Source organism: Mycobacteroides sp. H003 (assembly GCF_001440135.1).
Taxonomy (GTDB): Bacteria; Actinomycetota; Actinomycetes; order Mycobacteriales; family Mycobacteriaceae; genus Mycobacterium; species Mycobacterium gwanakae.
This window is the reverse complement of the sequence record NZ_LJYL01000034.1, coordinates 1,321,402-1,339,684: the sequence shown is the minus strand read 5'-3', so window position 1 is coordinate 1,339,684 and position 18,283 is coordinate 1,321,402. Positions and strand designations below refer to the sequence as shown.

General features: G+C 64.3%; 16 protein-coding genes. 5 read left to right on the top strand and 11 right to left on the bottom strand.

Annotated elements, in window-relative coordinates; all coding sequences use genetic code 11:
* Positions 1-85: 85 nt before the first annotated feature.
* The 3 genes from AOT87_RS26415 to AOT87_RS26405 all read right to left on the bottom strand — a co-directional run bounded on the left by AOT87_RS26415 (position 86) and on the right by AOT87_RS26405 (position 1,931).
* On the bottom strand, positions 86-760 hold the full coding sequence (locus AOT87_RS26415) for a nitroreductase family protein (RefSeq protein ID WP_057967620.1): 675 nt from the start codon (positions 758-760) through the stop codon (positions 86-88).
* Between the two features lie 9 nt (positions 761-769).
* A complete protein-coding gene (locus tag AOT87_RS26410) occupies positions 770-1,006 on the bottom strand; it encodes a hypothetical protein (RefSeq protein WP_324612912.1) in 237 nt (78 codons plus the stop codon).
* A 79-nt stretch (positions 1,007-1,085) separates the two neighbouring features.
* A complete protein-coding gene (locus AOT87_RS26405; protein WP_057967618.1) occupies positions 1,086-1,931 on the bottom strand; it encodes a patatin-like phospholipase family protein in 846 nt (281 codons plus the stop codon).
* A gap of 154 nt (positions 1,932-2,085) precedes the next feature.
* Here AOT87_RS26405 and AOT87_RS26400 point away from each other — a divergent pair, with 154 nt between their 5' ends.
* The gene (locus AOT87_RS26400; RefSeq protein WP_057964605.1) at positions 2,086-3,141 is read left to right on the top strand and encodes an NAD(P)-dependent oxidoreductase; all 1,056 of its coding nucleotides are present in this window, start codon (positions 2,086-2,088) and stop codon (positions 3,139-3,141) included.
* A gap of 21 nt (positions 3,142-3,162) precedes the next feature.
* Complete coding sequence (locus tag AOT87_RS26395) at positions 3,163-3,786, top strand: MBL fold metallo-hydrolase (protein WP_057967617.1); 624 nt, start codon at positions 3,163-3,165, stop codon at positions 3,784-3,786.
* Here AOT87_RS26395 and AOT87_RS26390 read toward each other — a convergent pair.
* Positions 3,783-4,742, bottom strand: a complete 960-nt coding sequence (locus AOT87_RS26390) for an AraC family transcriptional regulator (RefSeq protein ID WP_057967639.1) — start codon at positions 4,740-4,742, stop codon at positions 3,783-3,785. The genes AOT87_RS26395 and AOT87_RS26390 overlap by 4 nt on opposite strands.
* A gap of 173 nt (positions 4,743-4,915) precedes the next feature.
* Here AOT87_RS26390 and AOT87_RS26385 point away from each other — a divergent pair, with 173 nt between their 5' ends.
* Entirely contained in the window at positions 4,916-5,551 is a 636-nt protein-coding gene (locus AOT87_RS26385; RefSeq protein WP_057967616.1) for an HD domain-containing protein, read from the top strand.
* Positions 5,552-5,561: 10 nt separating this feature from the next.
* Here AOT87_RS26385 and AOT87_RS26380 read toward each other — a convergent pair whose 3' ends face one another.
* From AOT87_RS26380 to AOT87_RS26350, 7 genes are all read right to left on the bottom strand, one after another.
* The gene (locus AOT87_RS26380; RefSeq protein WP_057967615.1) at positions 5,562-6,899 is read right to left on the bottom strand and encodes an HNH endonuclease signature motif containing protein; all 1,338 of its coding nucleotides are present in this window, start codon (positions 6,897-6,899) and stop codon (positions 5,562-5,564) included.
* 92 nt (positions 6,900-6,991) lie between these two features.
* Entirely contained in the window at positions 6,992-8,935 is a 1,944-nt protein-coding gene (locus AOT87_RS26375; RefSeq protein ID WP_057967614.1) for a thiamine pyrophosphate-dependent enzyme, read from the bottom strand.
* Positions 8,932-10,560: a glutamate synthase-related protein gene (locus AOT87_RS26370; RefSeq protein ID WP_057967613.1), complete on the bottom strand. Its 1,629-nt coding sequence runs from the start codon at positions 10,558-10,560 to the stop codon at positions 8,932-8,934. Before AOT87_RS26370 ends, AOT87_RS26375 begins: the two co-directional genes overlap by 4 nt.
* 68 nt (positions 10,561-10,628) lie before the next feature.
* Positions 10,629-13,421: an AAA family ATPase gene (locus AOT87_RS26365; RefSeq protein ID WP_057967612.1), complete on the bottom strand. Its 2,793-nt coding sequence runs from the start codon at positions 13,419-13,421 to the stop codon at positions 10,629-10,631.
* Positions 13,422-13,470: 49 nt separating this feature from the next.
* Positions 13,471-15,210 carry a ubiquinone-dependent pyruvate dehydrogenase gene (gene poxB / locus AOT87_RS26360; protein ID WP_057967611.1) on the bottom strand — a complete coding sequence of 580 codons (1,740 nt, stop codon included), beginning with the start codon at positions 15,208-15,210 and terminating at the stop codon, positions 13,471-13,473.
* A 124-nt stretch (positions 15,211-15,334) separates the two neighbouring features.
* Complete coding sequence (locus AOT87_RS26355) at positions 15,335-16,270, bottom strand: patatin-like phospholipase family protein (protein WP_057967610.1); 936 nt, start codon at positions 16,268-16,270, stop codon at positions 15,335-15,337.
* A 56-nt stretch (positions 16,271-16,326) separates the two neighbouring features.
* The gene (locus AOT87_RS26350; RefSeq protein ID WP_057967609.1) at positions 16,327-17,094 is read right to left on the bottom strand and encodes an SDR family NAD(P)-dependent oxidoreductase; all 768 of its coding nucleotides are present in this window, start codon (positions 17,092-17,094) and stop codon (positions 16,327-16,329) included.
* 152 nt (positions 17,095-17,246) lie between these two features.
* On the opposite strand from AOT87_RS26350, the gene AOT87_RS26345 reads away from it, so the two are divergent.
* Both AOT87_RS26345 and AOT87_RS26340 read left to right on the top strand, forming a co-directional pair.
* Complete coding sequence (locus tag AOT87_RS26345) at positions 17,247-17,792, top strand: TetR/AcrR family transcriptional regulator (RefSeq protein ID WP_234795832.1); 546 nt, start codon at positions 17,247-17,249, stop codon at positions 17,790-17,792.
* A 47-nt stretch (positions 17,793-17,839) separates the two neighbouring features.
* Positions 17,840-18,268 (top strand): pyridoxamine 5'-phosphate oxidase family protein, encoded by a 429-nt coding sequence (locus AOT87_RS26340; protein WP_057967607.1) that lies wholly within the window; start codon positions 17,840-17,842, stop codon positions 18,266-18,268.
* Positions 18,269-18,283 lie beyond the last annotated feature (15 nt).

The window sequence follows — 18,283 nt, the reverse complement described above, 5'->3', positions numbered from 1 at the left end:
CATCAGGTTGCCCGGGGAAATCAGTGTGATCTCGAATATTCGTGTGGCCGTGAGTGACATTCGCGGGCTCCTCCGGGCCTCCCGATCAGCCGTGCTCGGGGCGATAGGGATCGCCGTCGAACCGTTCGAGGGTGACGAATTCCTCGATGGCGTTGCGTCGCAGCCTGGTCAGCTGCTTGATCGGCTTGCCGATGGGTAACACCGCGGCCACCGCATACGTTTCGGGAATACCCAATAGCTCACGTACTTTCGGCTCCTGTGCGACTGCCATGGTGGTGAGCGTTCCGCCGAAGCCTTCTGCTCGCGCGGCCAGCAGGATGTTCCACGCCAGCGGGTAGACCGATGCTCCGCTGATGACTCCGACGCGATTGAGCTCCTGATCCGTCGCGGCGACAAGCCGCAGGTCTACGCACACGACGAGGACGACTGACGCGGTGCGCAGCGTGTCGGCTACCGACGCGGGAACGGTGGTCGCATCGATGGTCTCCTGATCAACCTGCGTGGGGGTTACCGGATTCCACGGCGATTCGCCGGCCATGATCTGCGCGAAGTAGCGGCGTGCTCCCGGCTGCGCCGCCGCGACGAGGCCTTCACGGGTCCGCTGGTCCCGTACCACGATGACGTGACCGGCCTGCCGGTTGCCTCCACTAGGTGCGAACCGCGCGTTATCCAGGATGCGATCTAATACCTTGTCGGGCAGGGGTTCTCCGGTGAACTCACGTGCCGCGAACGTGGTGCGCATGACGTCGTAAAGCTCCATGGCGTCACTCTAGTCAGCGCGTGGCGGACTCAGCCGTCGCTTGATCTCGTTCTGGAACGACACGAGGACGCTACGCACGGCGGACTCGGTGACGGTAACCGGCGTGAGCACGGATTCCGCGAGCCCGACGATTCGCTCGATGCGCGTCATGACGTTCTCCATGCGCTCGACGACGAGCATCATGCGCGGTGTGAGCTCGCCGATGACGCCAAGGGTGTCGTTCATGTCGATGAGAACGGCTGACATGTCGGTGAGCACGGTGTCGAGCTGCTCGACGGTGACGTCCGCGTTGAGTGCCGCGCGGGCCAGTTGCAGCTCGGCGTGCTCAGTCGTGCTGATGTTCCAGCAGATCCGCCTGATTGATCTTGAATCTCGGCATGAGTAGCCATCGGAGGGTCTGCGCGCGTGCACGGTCGATGAGCTCACCGGAATGCGAGAAGTCAATCGGTGAGATACGGACGGGACACAGCGGCGGAACCACCCGCAGGTCGACGGTTCCCTCGAATCGGGCCACGTCCACGGCCAGGCGTTGGTTGATGGCCAGCGTGGTGGCGTGCAATGCCATGGCCAGCGCGCCTTTCGGAGCTTCGCGAAGAGCGCATGAGTATCCGGTGGGTAGCACCCAGATCTCGTCGGCGCTTAGCGAAACAGCGTGGGAGAGAGGGGTGTTGTTCACGACGCCGCCGTCGATGTAGTCCCGCCCGTCGATAGTCACCGGCGGCAGCACGGCGGGGATAGCGGCACTGGCGGCAATCGCGTCGATCGGATTCCCGCGCGACAGCAGAATGTCTTTGCCGGTGAGCACGTCCGTCGCGACTACGTGCAAGGGAATGGGCGCGTCCTCGAGCCGGTGAAACTCCAGGTTTTCTCGCAATAACCGGCGCAGGCCCGAATCCGAAACCAGGCTGCGCCGGCGACCGACAAACCCCAGGAACCCCGTGTACAGGTTGGTGGGAAAGACGTCACCGCGTGAGAGTGAACGCCACAGATCGGCGAGTGCGTTCACGCCGGCCATCTCGGAGCGAGCGGCCAGCCAGCCGCCGTTCAGGGCGCCCACGGACGTGCCGACGATCAGGTCAGGAGTGACACCCGCCTCCGTCAGCGCCTGCAGCATGCCGACTTGTATCGACCCGAGGCTGGCGCCACCGGACAACACAAACGCTGTTGTCATGGTCCAACACTAACGATCCGCCGGAGCGCCGGGCCGTCGCATGGCCATTCTGGACAGGTGTCTGGTTTTCGGCAATAGTGGGTGCGGTAGGTCGCATATATGGCCTCGGCCACAAGCATTTAGGGGCTGGACACTTGTCTATTTGGAGGTTGGCGTGACCGGTGATCGTGTTCTGGTGACCGGCGCGTTCGGCCTGGTGGGGTCCGCTGTTGTGGATGTCCTCGCGGCACGGGGTTACGCCGTGGCCGCCACTGATCTGCGCACACCGGCGAACCTGCGGAGCGCGGAGCGTCTGCCATCCGGAGTGCAGGTGCACTGGGCTGACCTGACATCCGTCGCCGAGGTCACGGCATTGATCGAATCCGTAGCGCCCGCGGCGGTTGTTCACCTCGCGGCTCTGATTCCGCCGTTCTGTTACGCGAATCGGGCGTTGGCGCAGGCAGTCAACGTCGAGGCGACGGGGCATCTGGTGGCCGCCGCCGCGGGGCTCGCATCGGCACCGCGCTTCATTCTGGCCTCCAGCGTCGCGGTATACGGCACCCGAAACCCGCATCGTGACAGGGGGCTGCTCACCGCTCAGACGCCGGTCAACCCGAGTGATCTCTACGGCGCCAACAAGGTTGCCGCCGAGAAGCTGGTGACTTCGTCGGCACTTGAATGGGTTGTGCTACGGCTCGGCGGAGTCTTGACGTCGGCGCCTCGGTGGAGCATTGATCCTAACTTGCTGCGGTTTGAAGCGGTGCTTCCGTCGGACGGCCGGATCCAGACCGTCGATGTGCGCGATGTTGCACAGGCCTTTTGCGCCGCGGTATCGACGAGCCAGGTACGCGAGGTCTTCCTGATCGGCGGCGACAGCTCTCATCGCACCACGCAGTCGGCCGTTGCATCCGAAACGGCGGCCGCGATGGGGCTTGTCGGCGGCGTTCCGGCGGGACGCCCGGGCGATCCCGGCGATGATCGGAGCTGGTTCGTCACCGATTGGATGGATACCGAACGTTCTCAACAAGTCCTTGACTTCCAGCGACATTCGCTACCCGTGATGCATGCTCAGACGAGTGCCGCGGTGGGGTGGCGGCGCGCACCTTTGCGATTGGTAGCGCCCATAGTGTGGGCCGCGCTCAAATCCCAGTCGCCGTACCGCGGGATGGGTGGGCATTTCGCTGATCCATGGCGTGCGATCGATCGGTGCTGGGGCGATCCGCAATACTGAAACCATGCGAAAGGTCGACGGATGAGTGGCATTGAGCGGGTCGTGACCCGCGGAACCTTCGAACTCGATGGTGGCAGTTGGGAAGTCGACAACAACATCTGGATCGTTGGCGAGGGCGACGATGTGGTGGTCTTCGACGCCGCCCATTCGGCGGAGCCGATCGTCGAGGCGGTCGCCGGGCGCAATGTTGTGGCGGTGGTGTGTACCCATGGCCACAACGACCACATCACCGTCGCTCCTGAGTTGAGTCACACGCTGGACGCGCCGGTGCTTTTACATCCGGCTGACGACGTGCTGTGGCGAATGACTCATCCGGACAGGGATTTCCGTGCGGTAGAGGACGACATGGTGCTTGCCGTCGGTGGACTGGAACTGCACGCCCTGCATACGCCGGGTCATTCGCCGGGCTCGGTATGTTGGTATGCACCCGAGCTGCGGGCCGTGTTCTCGGGCGACACCCTGTTCCAGGGCGGGCCGGGCGCCACCGGGCGGTCGTTCTCCGATTTCCCGACGATCTTGCGGTCCATTTCTGGGCGTCTTGGTCCACTTCCCGCCGATACGGTGGTCTACACCGGTCATGGCGATACGACCACCATCGGTGACGAGATCGTGCACTACGACGATTGGGTGGCGCGCGGGCATTAGCGTGCGGCGGTTCGGAACCGGTCGCGGTAGGCCTTCGGTGAGACTCCCAGCTCGCTGACGAATACCCGCCGCAGCGTCTCCGGGCTGCCGAACCCAGCGATTCGTGCGGCTTCGGCGACGGTGCTGCCTGCATCCAAGGCGCTGCGGGCCGCATCGATTCGGGCGAGTTCCACGTATCGCGCTGGCGTAGTGCTTAATTCGGTGTGGAAGAGCCGGGTGAGCTGGCGGGCGCTCAGCGCCGCCCGCGCGGCCAACTTGTTGACACTGTGATCGCCGGCAGGGTCGGCGGCGATAGCGTCGGTTACCGGACGCAGCGCCGAGCCCGCAGGCGGCGCCGACTCCACGAAGACCGAGAACTGGGACTGTCCGCCCGCGCGTTTGAGATAGACGACCAGTGACCGCGCCACCTCACGCACGATGTCTGATCCGTAGTCGTCCTCGACGAGCGCCAGCGCCAGATCGATACCCGCGGACACCCCGGCCGAGGTGTAAACATGTGCATCCCTGACGAAGATCGCGTCGGGCTCGACGGTGATGTTCGGAAACGCCCGCTGCAGCAACCCGGTATGACGCCAATGCGTGGTGGCGCGACGATGGTCGAGGACACCGGCCTGTGCGAGCAGGAAGGCGCCCGTACAGATGGACGCGATACGCCGGCACCGCGCGGATATTCGGGCCAGGGCGTCCACGAGTGCGGGATCCACTGGGCGCCCGACCAGCACATCCCCGCCCGCTACCAATACGGTGTCCGTGGACTCGATGGAGTCGATTGTCGCGGTCACCGAGAACGCTGACCCGATGGATGTCGCCACGTCCTGCCCGTCGACCGAGGCCACCACCAGCCGGTAGTTCGCGCCGAATCGGTTGGCCTCGGCGAACACCTCGGCGGGACCGGCCAGGTCCAGCAGCTTCATGCCGTCGAACACGACGATGGTGATGAGCCGCTCATCGGACATGACCACAGGATCGCAGATGCGCGGCTGCGCAGATGTCTGTATCTGTGGGATCGACGGCGGCTGTGCATCTCCCACTGTCGAGTGTCTGCGCCAGAAACTCGTAGGTGACCGAGTTCGGCCGGACTAGTTCCGCCAGACATCCGGACTAGTTCCGCCAGACATGAGGAGATGCCATGACCGAGATTGCCGGAGTCGAGATCCCGGATACCCCGCTGGTTCGCGAGATCACCGAGTACATCCGCGACACGGAGGACGACCTGCTGTTTCACCACTCCCGTCGGGTGTATCTGCTGGGTGCGTTGCAGGGGCAGCGTCGCGGTGTGAAACCTGATCCGGAGATGCTGTACGCCGGCGCGATGTTCCATGACATCGGCCTTACCGAGAGGTTCCGGGACTCGCAGCTGCGCTTCGAGGTGGACGGCGCGAACGCGGCCCGCGACTTCCTGACCGAACGAGGGGTGGGTGCCCAGGAGGCACAGAACGTGTGGCTGGCGATCGCGCTGCACACCACGCCCGGGATTACCGAGTTCTTGAGCCCGGAGGTGGCCCTCGTTACGGCCGGGGTTGAAACCGACGTGGTCGGCATCGCGCGGGATGCGCTGTCTGCCAAAGATTTAGATGCGGTAACCGCCGCGCATCCGCGGCCCGACTTCAAGAACAGGATTCTGAACGCCTTCTTCGAGGGCAATCGGCACCGGCCGGACAGTACGTTCGGCAACATGAATGCCGATGTGCTTGCGTATTTCGATCCGTCCTTCGTGCGGGCGGATCTGGTGGAGCTGATCCGGGCCAATAGCTGGCCGGAATAGGTAAAGCGTTCTAGAAGGGTGGCGGATCCTGAGCGGTGAGCGCGGCCAGTGCTGCCTCGCGTTGTAATCGTTCCTGGCGGTTGAGGTTGCGCTCCACCTGGCGCCGACGGTCGCGTTCCTGTTTTCGGGTGCGCAGGCGGGTAAGGGCGGGGAAGAGGAAGCGGCTGGCAGGAGTGGTGACATAGATGTGCCCCGTCGGGGCCTTCCAGTGCACAGTGCCGTCGGGGTCCTGGATCTCGGCCCAGCCGCCGAAGGTCTTGAGGAGATGGTGTTTGCGGCACAACGCTTTCAGATTGGTGCCGGTGGTGGGACCACCGGTGGCCCACGGCACGGTGTGGTCGGTGTCCGTCCGGTCGGCGGCGCACTCGCAGCCGGGGAATCGGCAGAGCTGGTCGCGGGATCGCACGAAAGCCACAAGCCCTTCGGATGGGCGGTATCTGGTGCTGTGGGAATCGCCAAGCGTCCGAGTGCGGGCGCCGGAGGCCACGGTGCGCGCCTGCTCGGCGGCAAGCATCCCGAAGCCTGGGACATGGGCGGGTACATCGTCTAGACCGTCGAGGGTGGATTGGTTGACGACCACGTTGACGACGACCGCGAAATCGGCGATATCGCGTCCAGCACAGGCCGGACGTCCACAGGTACAACGCATCTGATCAAGACCCCGCGTCAGCGCACCGACCGCATCGGCACGGCGTTGGGCTTTCGTGCGTGGATCTGCTGGGCACACGGTGTCGGCCAGAAGATCGAGTCGTTTGTCCAGCGCGACGGCGTGGGTGGCCTGCAGGGTGCCCCAGATCTCGGCGACGGGTTCCCCGGTGTCGGCTGGGCGGATTTCGATATGCCGTCCCTCCTTGGCAGATCTGTTGCGCCGCACGGCGTCCTGATCAAAGTGAAGCACCAACGCATCGAGTGCCGCACTGATGCGTTTGTGGGACCAGCGCGCCCAGCGGGGCAGGGCGCGCACAATCGCGGTATCCACCTGCGTCACCGTGGCGTCGTTGTCGACGAGCTCGGTCCGGTTGATGATCAGTGCGACGGTCCTGAAGTCAAGATCACCGGCGGCGAAGCGTTCAGCGACTGCTGTGAGGCGGTGCCGCAGAACCTGGGCGTACCGCATCTGGCTGGAGGCCAATGCCTGGGTGATGCCCTGAGCCGCCGCAATTTCGGCGGCAATTCTATCCCAGCGATCCAGGGGGTGATGGTCACGCACATCAGCCTTGTTGAGGTCAGCGTGCCGGTCGACGAGCACGCCGATGGCATGTAACCGCCGGGCACATGCCTGCGTCTCGGCACGCTGTGCCGAGGTGATCACATCGATCAGATCGGCGTCTCCCAATGAGTCGAACACACTTTCGATTCTAGGGGAATCTGTTGAGCCGCACCGCGTGCTGTGCCCTGGTTGTGGACAAACTACGGATTGTGGATAACCCAGGGGCTCCTCTAGTGCGACCGTGGGTCCGTCAGGATCTCAACCAGGGCAGGCCCAGGATGGCTGAGTGCCTCGGCGATCGCCGAATTCAGCTCGGACGCATCGCTCACGCGCCTGCCATACGCTCCACAGTCGCGGGCGAACTCCGCGAACGACGGATTGTGTAGCGACGTCTGCCACACGGCGTATTCGGAGCTGCGTTGTTCCTCGCTGATCTTGGCCAGCTCGCCGTTGTTGAGCAGGATATGGGTGATATTCATGTCGTACTTCACGGCAGTGGTGAAGTCGGCGAGGTACTGGCCGAAACCGCCGTCACCGGTCACCGCGACGATGGGCCGATCCGGGGCCGCTGCCCAGGCGCCCATGGCGGCGGGAAAACCGAAGCCGATGGAGCCGAGATATCCCGACATGAGCACCGCCTGTGCGGTGGGCTCGAAATAGCGGCCGAACGAGTACGCATGATTGCCCACATCGACTGTCAGCACTGCATTTTCGGGCACCAAACCGTTGAGCGCATGGAAGACGGCAGCAGCAGACACTCGTCCATGTGCGGGGGCGGCGGCCCGGCGCGTCCTTTCGGTGCGCCATACCGACCAGCGCTCCGCGAGCTCGGGACGTTGGTCGACTAGCGCCGGGTTTGTCCGGAGCCCATCGGACATGGCGGCGGCCGTCACACCAACGTCACCGAGCACGGGTGCCGTGACCGGTCGAAAGCGGCCGAGCGCCAGTGGGTCGGTGTCGACCTGAATGGTCGGCTTGTAGGGCGAGATACCCGTGTGATTCGAGAACGACGCGCCGAATACCAAGAGCAGATCGGTCTTGTTCATCATCCAAGACGCAACCGGTGTACCCGAGCGGCCCAGCACCCCGCCGGCGAGCGGATGACGGTCGGAGATCTGGCCCTTGGCCTTGAAGGTGGTGAGGATCGGGGCGTTCAGCCGCTCGGCCAGCGCGGTGATGGCTGCCATGTCGAATTTCGCACCGGCGCCCACCACGATCACTGGGCGCATGGCCGATTCGATGAGGCGCAGCGCCGTGTCGAGCGCCGCCGCAGGTGGGCCCACCCGCAGATCCGGCATGCGGCCCCGCGGCCCGGTGGCCGGTTCGTCGGGCGCGGGGAGTACCTGGACCTCGTCGGGGAGCACGAGATGGCCGACACCGCGCTCCAGGATGGCGTGCTTGAGCGCCATCGTCATCAGTTCGGCGTGGTCCGAGCCTGCCCGCACCATCGCCGAATACACGGACACGTCGGCGAAGGCCGCCAGCAAATCGATGTCCTGGAAGGCGCCCTTACCGGCCACCGATGAATCCACGTTGCCCGAGATGGCCAGCACCGGTGCGCGATCGGCCTTCGCGTCGTACAGCCCCGTCAACAGATTCGTCGAACCCGGGCCGGCGATACCGAAACACGCGGCGGGGCGTCCGGTCAGCTTCCCGTATGCCGAGGCGGCGAAGGCCGCCGCGCCCTCGTGCCTGATGCCGAAGTACCGCAATTTGCCGTCGCCTTCGGCGCGGTGCATCGCCTCGGCGACACCGAGATTCGAGTGCCCGACCATACCGAAGACGGTGTCGACACCCCAGTTGGTCATGGTCTCAATCAGCACGTCGCTGACCGTGCGGACATGAGGGGCCGGCGGCGGAGTGCCCACGTACACGCCGTCCTCGCGCACGTCCACGGGATAGGTCTGCACATCGAAGTCGGGTCCACCGGCTGCCTCGCCGGTGAATGGGTCGAAGTCGAATCCATGCCAGGGACAACGAATCTTGTCGTTCTCCAAGGTGCCTTGGCCTAGCGGACCGCCCTGGTGGGGGCACCGGTTGTCGATGGCACCGAAACGGCCGTGCAGTTTGGTCAAGGCCACGGACTTCATGCCCACCGGGCAGACCGTCACCTCACCCTCATCCAGCGCATCCTGATCAGCCGCCTTGTGCCAGACCAGTTCCTGTTCGCTCACAGTGGTATCGCTCCTGCGTAGGGGACTGCGCTGAGGTATGCGAAGTCGCGGTCGAATGTGACGAGATCGTCGAGCTCCAGGTCGGCGAGACGGCGATGCCCGCACGCCCTGGCCAGTATCGTCATCAGCTCGACGGTGGACTGCAGGAATCGCTGCAATCGCGCGGCCGCAAGATCGATGGGCAGACGATCACGCAGCGCTGGATTATGGGTGGCAATGCCGACAGGGCAGGTGTTGGTGTTGCAGGCGCGCATGCCGACACAGCCGATGGCTTGCAGTGCGGCGTTGGACAAACCAATGGCGTCGGCGCCCAGCGCCAGCGCCTTGACCATATCGGCCGGGGTGCGGATGCCGCCGGTCACCGCCAAAGTCACCTCCCGTGCACCGGAGCGATCGAGATGTCGACGCGCGCGAGCCAGAGCCGGAATGGTCGGTACGGAGATGTTGTCGCGAAAGAGAATTGGTGCAGCGCCGGTGCCACCCCCGCGACCGTCGAGAATGATGTAGTCGACGCCGATGGTGAGCGCCGCGTCGATATCGCGCTCGATGTGCTGTGCGCTCATCTTGTAGCCGACCGGGATTCCCCCCGACAACTCGCGCACCTCGTTCGCGCAGTCACGGAACTGGTCCAGGGATGTCCAATCGGGAAAGCGAGACGGTGAGATCGCGGGAGTGCCCGGTGCGAGACCACGGACCTCGGCGATCTTCCCGACGACCTTGTTGCCGGGCAGATGCCCGCCGGTACCGGTCTTGGCACCCTGGCCGCCCTTGAAATGAAAAGCCTGCACCTTCTTGACGTGCTCGAAGCTCCATCCGAATCTGGCGGAGGCCAGCTCGTAGAAGTATCGCGAATTGTGTTGCTGTTCTTCGGGGAGCATGCCTCCTTCACCCGAACAGATTCCCGTTCCGGCGAGATCGGCGCCTGCGGCCAACGCGATCTTGGCCTCTTGCGAGAGTGCCCCGAAGCTCATATCACTGACAAACAAGGGGATGTCGAGGGACAGCGGGCGCCGGGCGCCCGGACCGATCACCGTGCGGGTGTCGACGGGTTCGTCGTCCAGCAGGGGCAGACGAGCCAGCTGGCCGGTCACCAGCTGAATCGAATCCCACGAGGGCAGCTTGTCGCGCGGAACCCCCATCGCCGCCATCGTCCCGTGATGCCCGACCCTGTCGAGCCCGTGGGCGGCGAGCTCGTGGATCTGGGTGACGAAGGGCTCCTCCGCGGTATCAGAAGGTTTGATCCACGCGCCCTGATAGCCGTCGTCCTCGTACGACACCGGATATACCTTCGCGAATGCCGAGACAGCCGATTCATCCACGTAGACAGTGCCGTTGGAGACCCAGGCGGGAAATTTCGTCAGTGCCACCGAAGGATTGACCGGTGAGATACCGCTGTCCACTTCGTAACGCCAGCCGTGAACCCCGCAGACCAGGAGGTCACCTTCGAGGTGGCCGTCGGCCATTAGGGCACCGCGGTGTGCGCAGCGGCCGTACAGCGCCGAAACATCCTCGTCCTGGCGAATCAGAACGATGTCCACGCCGCTCACTCGGGTGGCATGGGGCGCCCCCTCGGGGAGCGCCGACAACTCTGCCACCTGCAGTGCCGCCGTGGGCAGGGTAGTCATGGGTGCACTATGCGTCACCGTGGACATGGGCGCATCAGTCATATGACTGGTGCGGCGCGCGGGCCCAGCTACGTGATCAGGTCACGCAGCTCGTGCCGTCGGCTGATCCCCAGCTTGGGGTAGACGTGATACAGGTGAGATGCGATGGTGCGCGGTGAGAGGTTGAGCTGATCGCCGATCTGGCGGTTGGTCATGCCAGACGCCACGAGCCTGACAATCTGCTGTTCTTGCGCGGTCAGCGATTCGAAGCCTGCGGTGGTGCGGGCAGATTTCGAGACGACGCCCGCGGCACGCAATTCGGCACGGGCGAGTGCCGCCAGCGCCTCGGCACCCTGGCGCTCGAAAACCGCCAGGGCCGTCGATAGGAGGGGACGCGCCTCAGCGGGACGACGGGCTCGGCGCAACCACTCTCCGTAGTGCAGCCGGGCGCGAGCGCCTTCAAGTGGCCACTGATCTCCGCTGGAATCGTCTACCGCGAGCCGAAAGTAGTCCTCCGCGTTCGCGGTTGAGGACACCAGCGCCATTGCCTGGTGATGCAGCAGCCGGATTCGTGTGGGTGACGCGGGGTCCAGTTGCCTTCCGATGGCTTCGATCAACGGCCGAACCTCCTCGGCGCGGCCGCTGCGCGCAGCCGCCCAGGCCAGTTCGGCTACCCCGCGGTGCGATACGACGAAGTGCGTGGGCGTCCCGTCGGAATGAAACTGCGCGCGGAAGTATTGATACGCGCCGTCGAAGTCGTTGTGGAGGATCGCGGTCCACCCCCATGCGCGCGTGAGCGCGGTGCGTGTCGCTCCTGACGTCGTATCCAACGAGGAGGTGTCGATACTGCGCAACGCCGCTGTCGCGGCGGTGACGTCACCGCGATATGCGAGTAGCTGCGCACGACACACGGCGGTTTCGCTGTGCAGCAGTGCGAGATCGTCGAGCTCGTACAGGTCCGCGGTGGCGGCAAGGAGTTCCCCGAGTTGATTCCAGCGGCCCGTGTCCAGCAGTGCCCAGGCGAGGGGTGCCAGTGCATAGGTGAAGCCCCGCATGCCGCCACTGCCTTTGAGGGATTCAACCGCCTCCGAGAGATGGCGAACAGCAAGGTCGGAGTCGTCGGTGGAGGCTGCCATGAGGCCCACGACGAGATGCCGAAAGGGTTCCAGGATCGGCGCCTGCGGTGTCAGCCAGCACCGGTCGAAGGATGTCGGCCTGGCGTGCCCTGCTGAGGCGGTGTCTGCGTACATGCCGATGTAGGTGCGCTGCAGGGCGGCAGCACCCTCCGGGAATGTGAAGAATTCGGCCGACGTCTCCTCCTGTTCGGTGTCATCGAAGGGAAGGCGGGGAAGCCACTTCTGGAGCGCTTCGCGATGTCCGATATCCCCGGAATAGTAGGAGGCCGAGGCGCCCAGGTGAGCCAGCGTGAGGGCCAGTCGGCCCTCCGGGGGCGTTGCTCCCTCCATACAGCGGCGAACCAGTTCGAAGGCCTCGGTCGCCTGTGCTGATTGCAGCCTGATGGAAGCTCGGGTGAGGGAGGCGTAACCGAGAATATCGGGTTGATTGGTTAACTGAGAAGCCTTGTCGCAGAGTGTGAGTGCCCAGGCGGTGTCGCCACCGAAGTTCGCGGCCGCCGCGGCCCGGGCGTAGCGGCGCGCACCGTCGTCATCATGTGGACTCAACTCTGCGGCACGCTGCAGCGCACGTGTGACCTCCAGGTAGCCGCCGCGCTCCTGGGCCAGTTGCGCGGACTGTTCCAGTGCTGATGCGATGGCCTCATCTGGCCCGCGCGCTGCTTCAGCCAGATGCCAGGCGCGGCAGGCATTGTCGAGTAGTGGAGATCGTCCGAAGGCGAGATGGGCGTCCCGTTGTTCGGTCAGGGTTGAATCGATATAGGCGAGAGCCCGAAGCAGTGGATGGCAGAACTTGATCAACCTATCCGGGGTGATACTCAGTAGCCCAGCGTTCTCGGCGTCGTTCCAGACGGATAGGTCGGTACCGTGGCCGGCCACATCGGTGATGATGTCCACGGTTTCGTATCCCGAACCGGATGCGCTGTACAACAACAGTTTTCGGGTGATCTTATCAAGTGCCGCCAGCTCTATGGAGAAGATGAAATGCGCACCGCGGTATCCGGCCATGTTGTTTCCGCGGAACACCGTGGCGCCGGAAAGACCGTAGAAGCGTGCCCCTTCGATCAGCGCCAACGGATTTCCGTCCGCCCACCGGATGATTTCACCGCGAACGCCACGCTCGGGGGGCGGTATTTGTGTGTCGAGGAGATCACTCGCTTCGCGGTCGCTCAGTGCCGGTACGTCGATAACGGTGATGACCGAGTCGAGGCCAGGCAGCCCATCTCGGTGTCTGCCCGTCATGATCACCGACACCGGAGTGTGGATGAGCCTGCGGGACACGGAGATCAGTACTTCACGTGAATCGCGGTCGAGTAGGTCGACGTCGTCGAGTGCGAGAAGGAGCGGGCGTTCACGGGCTACGAATTCCAGTAAGGCAAGGAGCGCATGCCGGATGATGACTGGACTGGGTGATGAGGGTGTGTTGTTGATCCCGAGGATGTCACTGAGGGTGTCACGCAGCAGCCTGGGCAGCGCGTTGACGTGCTTGTTCAAAGGGCAGATGAGTTCGGCCAGGGACGTGTAGGCGTGCAACAGATCGGGTTGGCTCCCGGCGGCGAAGAGCACCCGGACTCCGGCGTTCGCGGCAGCTGAGGTGGCATCCCGCAGCAGCGCTGACTTACCAATACCGGCCTCTCCGAGCAGGAGTAACACGTTGGGCGCGTTGTCTGTCGTGGTCGCGACGCGCCTGACTACGTCGCGCAGTTCGTCGCGCCCGACGAACGTAGGAGGGGAAGGAGCAGCGGTCATGGCGTTTGCGATGGTAGCGCCACGACCGCGTGGCAGCAGTGGCTGAGACTTACCGGCGGCGCAGACGCGCGCCCAGGTTCGTCTTGGCCAGGTCGATGAGCTCGTCGCCGCGGCCCGACAACAGGGTTCTCGTTGCCCACAGGGAGAAGCCTGCGACCTGCGCGGCGGTGATGGTCGGTGGAATCGACAGCTCTTGGCGGGCGGTGAGCACTTCCACGAGGGCCGGGCCGTCGTGACTGAAGGCGTCCGACAACGCGGCGTCGAGTTGGTCCGGGCGCTCCACACGGACACCGTGAATCCCGAGTGCCCTTGCGAGGTCGGCAAAGACGGGGTTGTCCAGGGCCGTGCCGTAGTTCACGATTCCGGCGGCCTTCATTTCCAGCTCTACGAAGCTGAGCGCGCCATTGTTGAACACCACCATCTTGATGGGCAGCTGAGACTGGGTCAGTGTGATGAGGTCTCCCAGCATCATCGCGAGGCCGCCGTCGCCGGAAAGCGTGACGACTTGGCGGCCGCGGTGTGACGCCTGGGCGCCGATTCCCTGGGGTACCGCATTGGCCATGCTGCCGTGGTTAAACGAACCGAGCAGGCGTCGTCTGCCATTCATGGACAGGTAGCGCGCGGCCCAGATGACCGGTGTGCCGACATCGGCGATGAATACCGCGTCTTCGTCGGCCAGCTCGTCGATCCTGCGCGCTACCAGCTCCGGCCGCACGGGCGTCTGATTGCGATCGTCCACCGCCAGCCGGTCGAGTTGAGCACGCGTACGCGTGTAGTTCTCTTTCGCGCGCTCCAGATGCTTGCTGTCGGAATGCGGAACAAGTGTCGAATTAAGTTGCTGCAAGGTGTCTTTCACCGAACCGATGAGTGGGACATCCACCCGGACACGACGGCCGATGTGTTCACCGCGGATATCGACCTGAATCACGGTCGCCTTCGGTGGGTAGAACTGTCGATACGGGAAATCCGTCCCGAGCATCAGTAGCACGTCGGTGTCCTCGAGTGCGTCGTACCCGGAACGGAATCCCAACAGGCCCGTCATGCCGACATCGAATGGGTTGTCGTACTCGACGAATTCCTTGCCGCGCAACGTGTGCACGATCGGGGCCTGCAGCCTGCGGGCTACCGCCAGCAGCTCGGCATGGGCGCCCTCACAACCGGCTCCGGCGAGGATCGTGACCGCGCTGGACCCGTTCAGTACGCGCACCGCTCGCTCTAGGGACTCGGGGTCCGGCAGACGGGTCCCGATGCCGGCGACGATGGGCGCCGAGGGTGGTGTTACATCTGTCTTGGCGCTGAGGATGTCTCCGGGGATCGTCAGGACGGCAACACCCCGCTGATCCAGCGCGGCCCGGATGGCGGTGTCCAAGACGTAGGGGAGCTGTTCAACGCTGCTCACCAGCTCGCTGTACACACTGCATTCGGCGAACAGATTCTGTGGATGCGTTTCCTGGAAGTAGCCGCTGCCGATTTCGGCGCTGGGAATGTGCGATGCGATTGCCAGGACGGGAACGCGGCTGCGGTGTGCGTCAAAAAGCCCGTTGATGAGATGCAGATTGCCCGGACCACAGCTGGCGGCACACACCGCAAGAGTGCCGGTCAGTGCGGCCTCGGCTCCTGCGGCGAATGCGGCCGCCTCCTCGTGGCGCACGTGAACCCACTCCACGGTGCCATCGCGGCGCAGAGCTTCGGTGAAGCCATTCAACGAGTCGCCGGGAAGGCCATAAATGCGTTGAACACCAGCGGCTTTCACGGTATCGACGATGAGTTGCGAGACTGTGCGGGCCATGGTGCCCTCCAAGGGGATGAGGCGTGCTGGACGGTCAGGGACGGTTGACACTCTTCATTGGATGCTAGCGGCGGTCGCGATGGTCGGCCATCGGTCATTCGACTGGTGGACGGGATGGCAACGGCTAGTTCGCGTTCGCGTATGTATCGAGAGCCTCAGCGGCGCAACGGCGCCCGACCTCGATGACCTCGGAGGCGCGATGAAAGTCCAGACTGCGACTGACACTGCGCGGCACCTCGATGAGAACATCAGGCGGGTGTGCCGCGAGCTGCATGCGGGCAAGTGAGGACTGCATGACCTCGATGGTGCGGTTCATCACCTCGAAGCTCGTCAGTTTCGCGGCGGGATCCGGTTGGCCAGCGGCCTCGGTGCCATCGGTTTCGAACAGCGCCGAGGTGCTGCGCAGCAGCCGGTTCAACCACTCCGTCGTCACGCGCGGCTCACGGGGCTCGGGGTCCAGCGGCGGCGCCGGGGCGCGTACTTCTTCGCCTCCGCTGAGGCTTACCGCCACTCGCAGCTCGGCGTGCACCCCGGCCAGCGGGGCCACCGCCATCAGATCGAGAACACCGCCGTCGGCCAGCACTCTGCCGTCGAGTACATGTGGAGAGATCATTCCGGGAATCGCGATGGATGCGCGAATGGCCGACGCCAATGAGCCGCGCTGTAGCCACACCGACTTACCGGCGATCAAGTCGGTCGCGACCGCGGTGAACGGGATCGGCAGGTCTTCGATCGCGACGTCGCCGAGTAGTTCGCGCACGACGTCCAGAATCTTCTCCGCACGGAAGAAGCCGGGGCTGGTCCAGGTCGGATCCAACAGCCGCAATACCGCGCGCTGCGTTAACGAGGTCGCCCACGAGGTGAATCCGTCGAGCGCACCGGCTGCTTCCAGGCCGCCGACCAGCGCACCCATCGATGACCCCGAGATCCCGGAGATCTCGAAGCCACGCTCGCGCAGTTCCTGGATCACACCGATATGCGCGTAACCCCGGGCCCCGCCCGCGCCTAGCGCCAGCGCGATCTTGGTGCCGGGTGCGCCGGTGCTCGCCTCGTCAGTCATCCACTCAATCTTGGCAAGAGCGAAGCGAGGTATCCAGGTGAGGTATGCGACACCCGCTATTGGCGAGCGTGGGGATCGGAGGCGTTGAGCGTCGCGACGACGTGGTCATAGTCACCGCGTGCCTCGCCGTAGCGCAGGAACTTCACCCGCTCTACCTGGATCTCGTTGGCGTCGGGCTGCGTCTCCAGCAGGGTGATCACCTCGTCGACGAAGTCCTTCAGGGGCATTGCGAAGTCGCTCTCTTGCTGGCCCGGCATGAGATCTGTGCGAACCGCGGGTGGCTGGAGTTCCTTGACCGACACGGTGGTATCCGCGAGCTGCAGCCGGAGCGTCTCACTGAGCATGTGGATGGCAGCCTTGGATGCGTTGTAGCTGGGGGTGACCTTCAGGGGTGCGAAGGCCAATCCGGACGACACTGTGATGACGGTGGCTTCCGGTTGGGCCTGTAGGTGCTCGATGAAGTTGGCGATCAACCGAATCGTGCCAAGCAGGTTCGTGGTGATGATCTCCTCGGCCGACTGAAGAAAAAACTCAGGGTGGTGCCAGTCCTCGACGCGCATGATGCCCGCCATCGCGATGAGGACGTTCACGTCGGGATGCTCGGTGAGTACCTGCTGGGCGGCGGTGCGGATGCTCGCCGGATCGGAGATGTCGATCTGCACTGCCGAGATGCCGGGGTGCTCGGCGCGGATTCGCTCAAGCAGCTCGGTGCGGCGGCCGCCGACGACCACGGTATTGCCTTTGGCCTGCAAGGCCAGGGCCAGTTCCAAGCCGATCCCACTGGTGGCTCCGGGGATGAACACCGTATTGCCCGTCATCTTCATGTGCGACCTCCGATCGATTATGTGTACGTATCGTACATATCGATAATGTACGGTACGTACACATAGTTGGCAAGGGGACGGAGGCGATGGTGGCCCAGGCGGAACGGAACGCGGTGAGGCGGCCGCGACGAGGGCGTCGCCCGGCTGACGAGGTGCGCGAGGAAGTGCTGCAGGCGGCGGGTGAGTTGCTCTTCGCCGATGGCATGAGCGGATTCACCATCGAGAAGGTCGCTGCTCTTTCGGGTGCGAGCAAGATGACGATCTACAAGTGGTGGCCGTCGAAGGGCGCCCTCGCGCTCGATGGCTACTTCCGAAAGGTTGAACCGGAATTGGGGTTCCCCGATACCGGGGAGATCGAGCGCGATCTCCGCGTGCAGCTGCGCGCGTTCCTCGGCGTCATCCGTGACACGGTCGGGGGCGGAATCATCGGGGAGCTTATAGGTCAGGCGCAGCTCGATCCTGACCTGAAAGCTGCCTTTCTGCAACGATATTCGGGTCCGCGGCGCGCACTTGCGGTAGCGGCGCTGCGCCGCGCGCAGGAACGCGGCCAGCTTGATGCGACCACGGACCCGGAAGTCGTCGTGGACCAACTGTGGGGCGCTTGCTACCACCGGCTGCTGGTACCGGATCAGCCGCTCACGGCGGACTTCGTGGATGCCTTGCTCGCCAATGTGCTTTGGGGGATCAAATCCAGATGAATCTAGGTGCGGGAATAAGCCCGACAGATCGGGGGGTTTGACGCAACATGCCACGTCAGTTCAGCGAAGTAGAGCGTCAGGATTTTCTTGCGGCCAAGCACATCGCTGTGCTGTCGGTTGCCGCCAACGAGCGCCCGCCGGCCAGTGTGCCGATCTGGTACGACTACGTCCCCGGTGGAAACATCCGTATCAGCACGAGTGCGGGAAATCGCAAGGCACGGCTTATCCAGGAGGCCGGGGCGGTGACGCTGACGGTTCAGCAGGAAGAGCTGCCCTATCAGTACGTCGTCGTCGAGGGCACTGTCGTGGAGGCTGCTGAGCCGGCCCCGGTGGCGGCGCGCGAGGAAATCGCCATCCGCTACCTCGGTGAGGAGGGCGGCCGGGAGTTTGTACGCAGCTACGACGGCAGCGAGAACGTACTGTTCACCATCCGTCCCGACCGCTGGTTCACCGCAGATTTCTCGGGCGATATCTGAGCCGCGAAAGGTAGG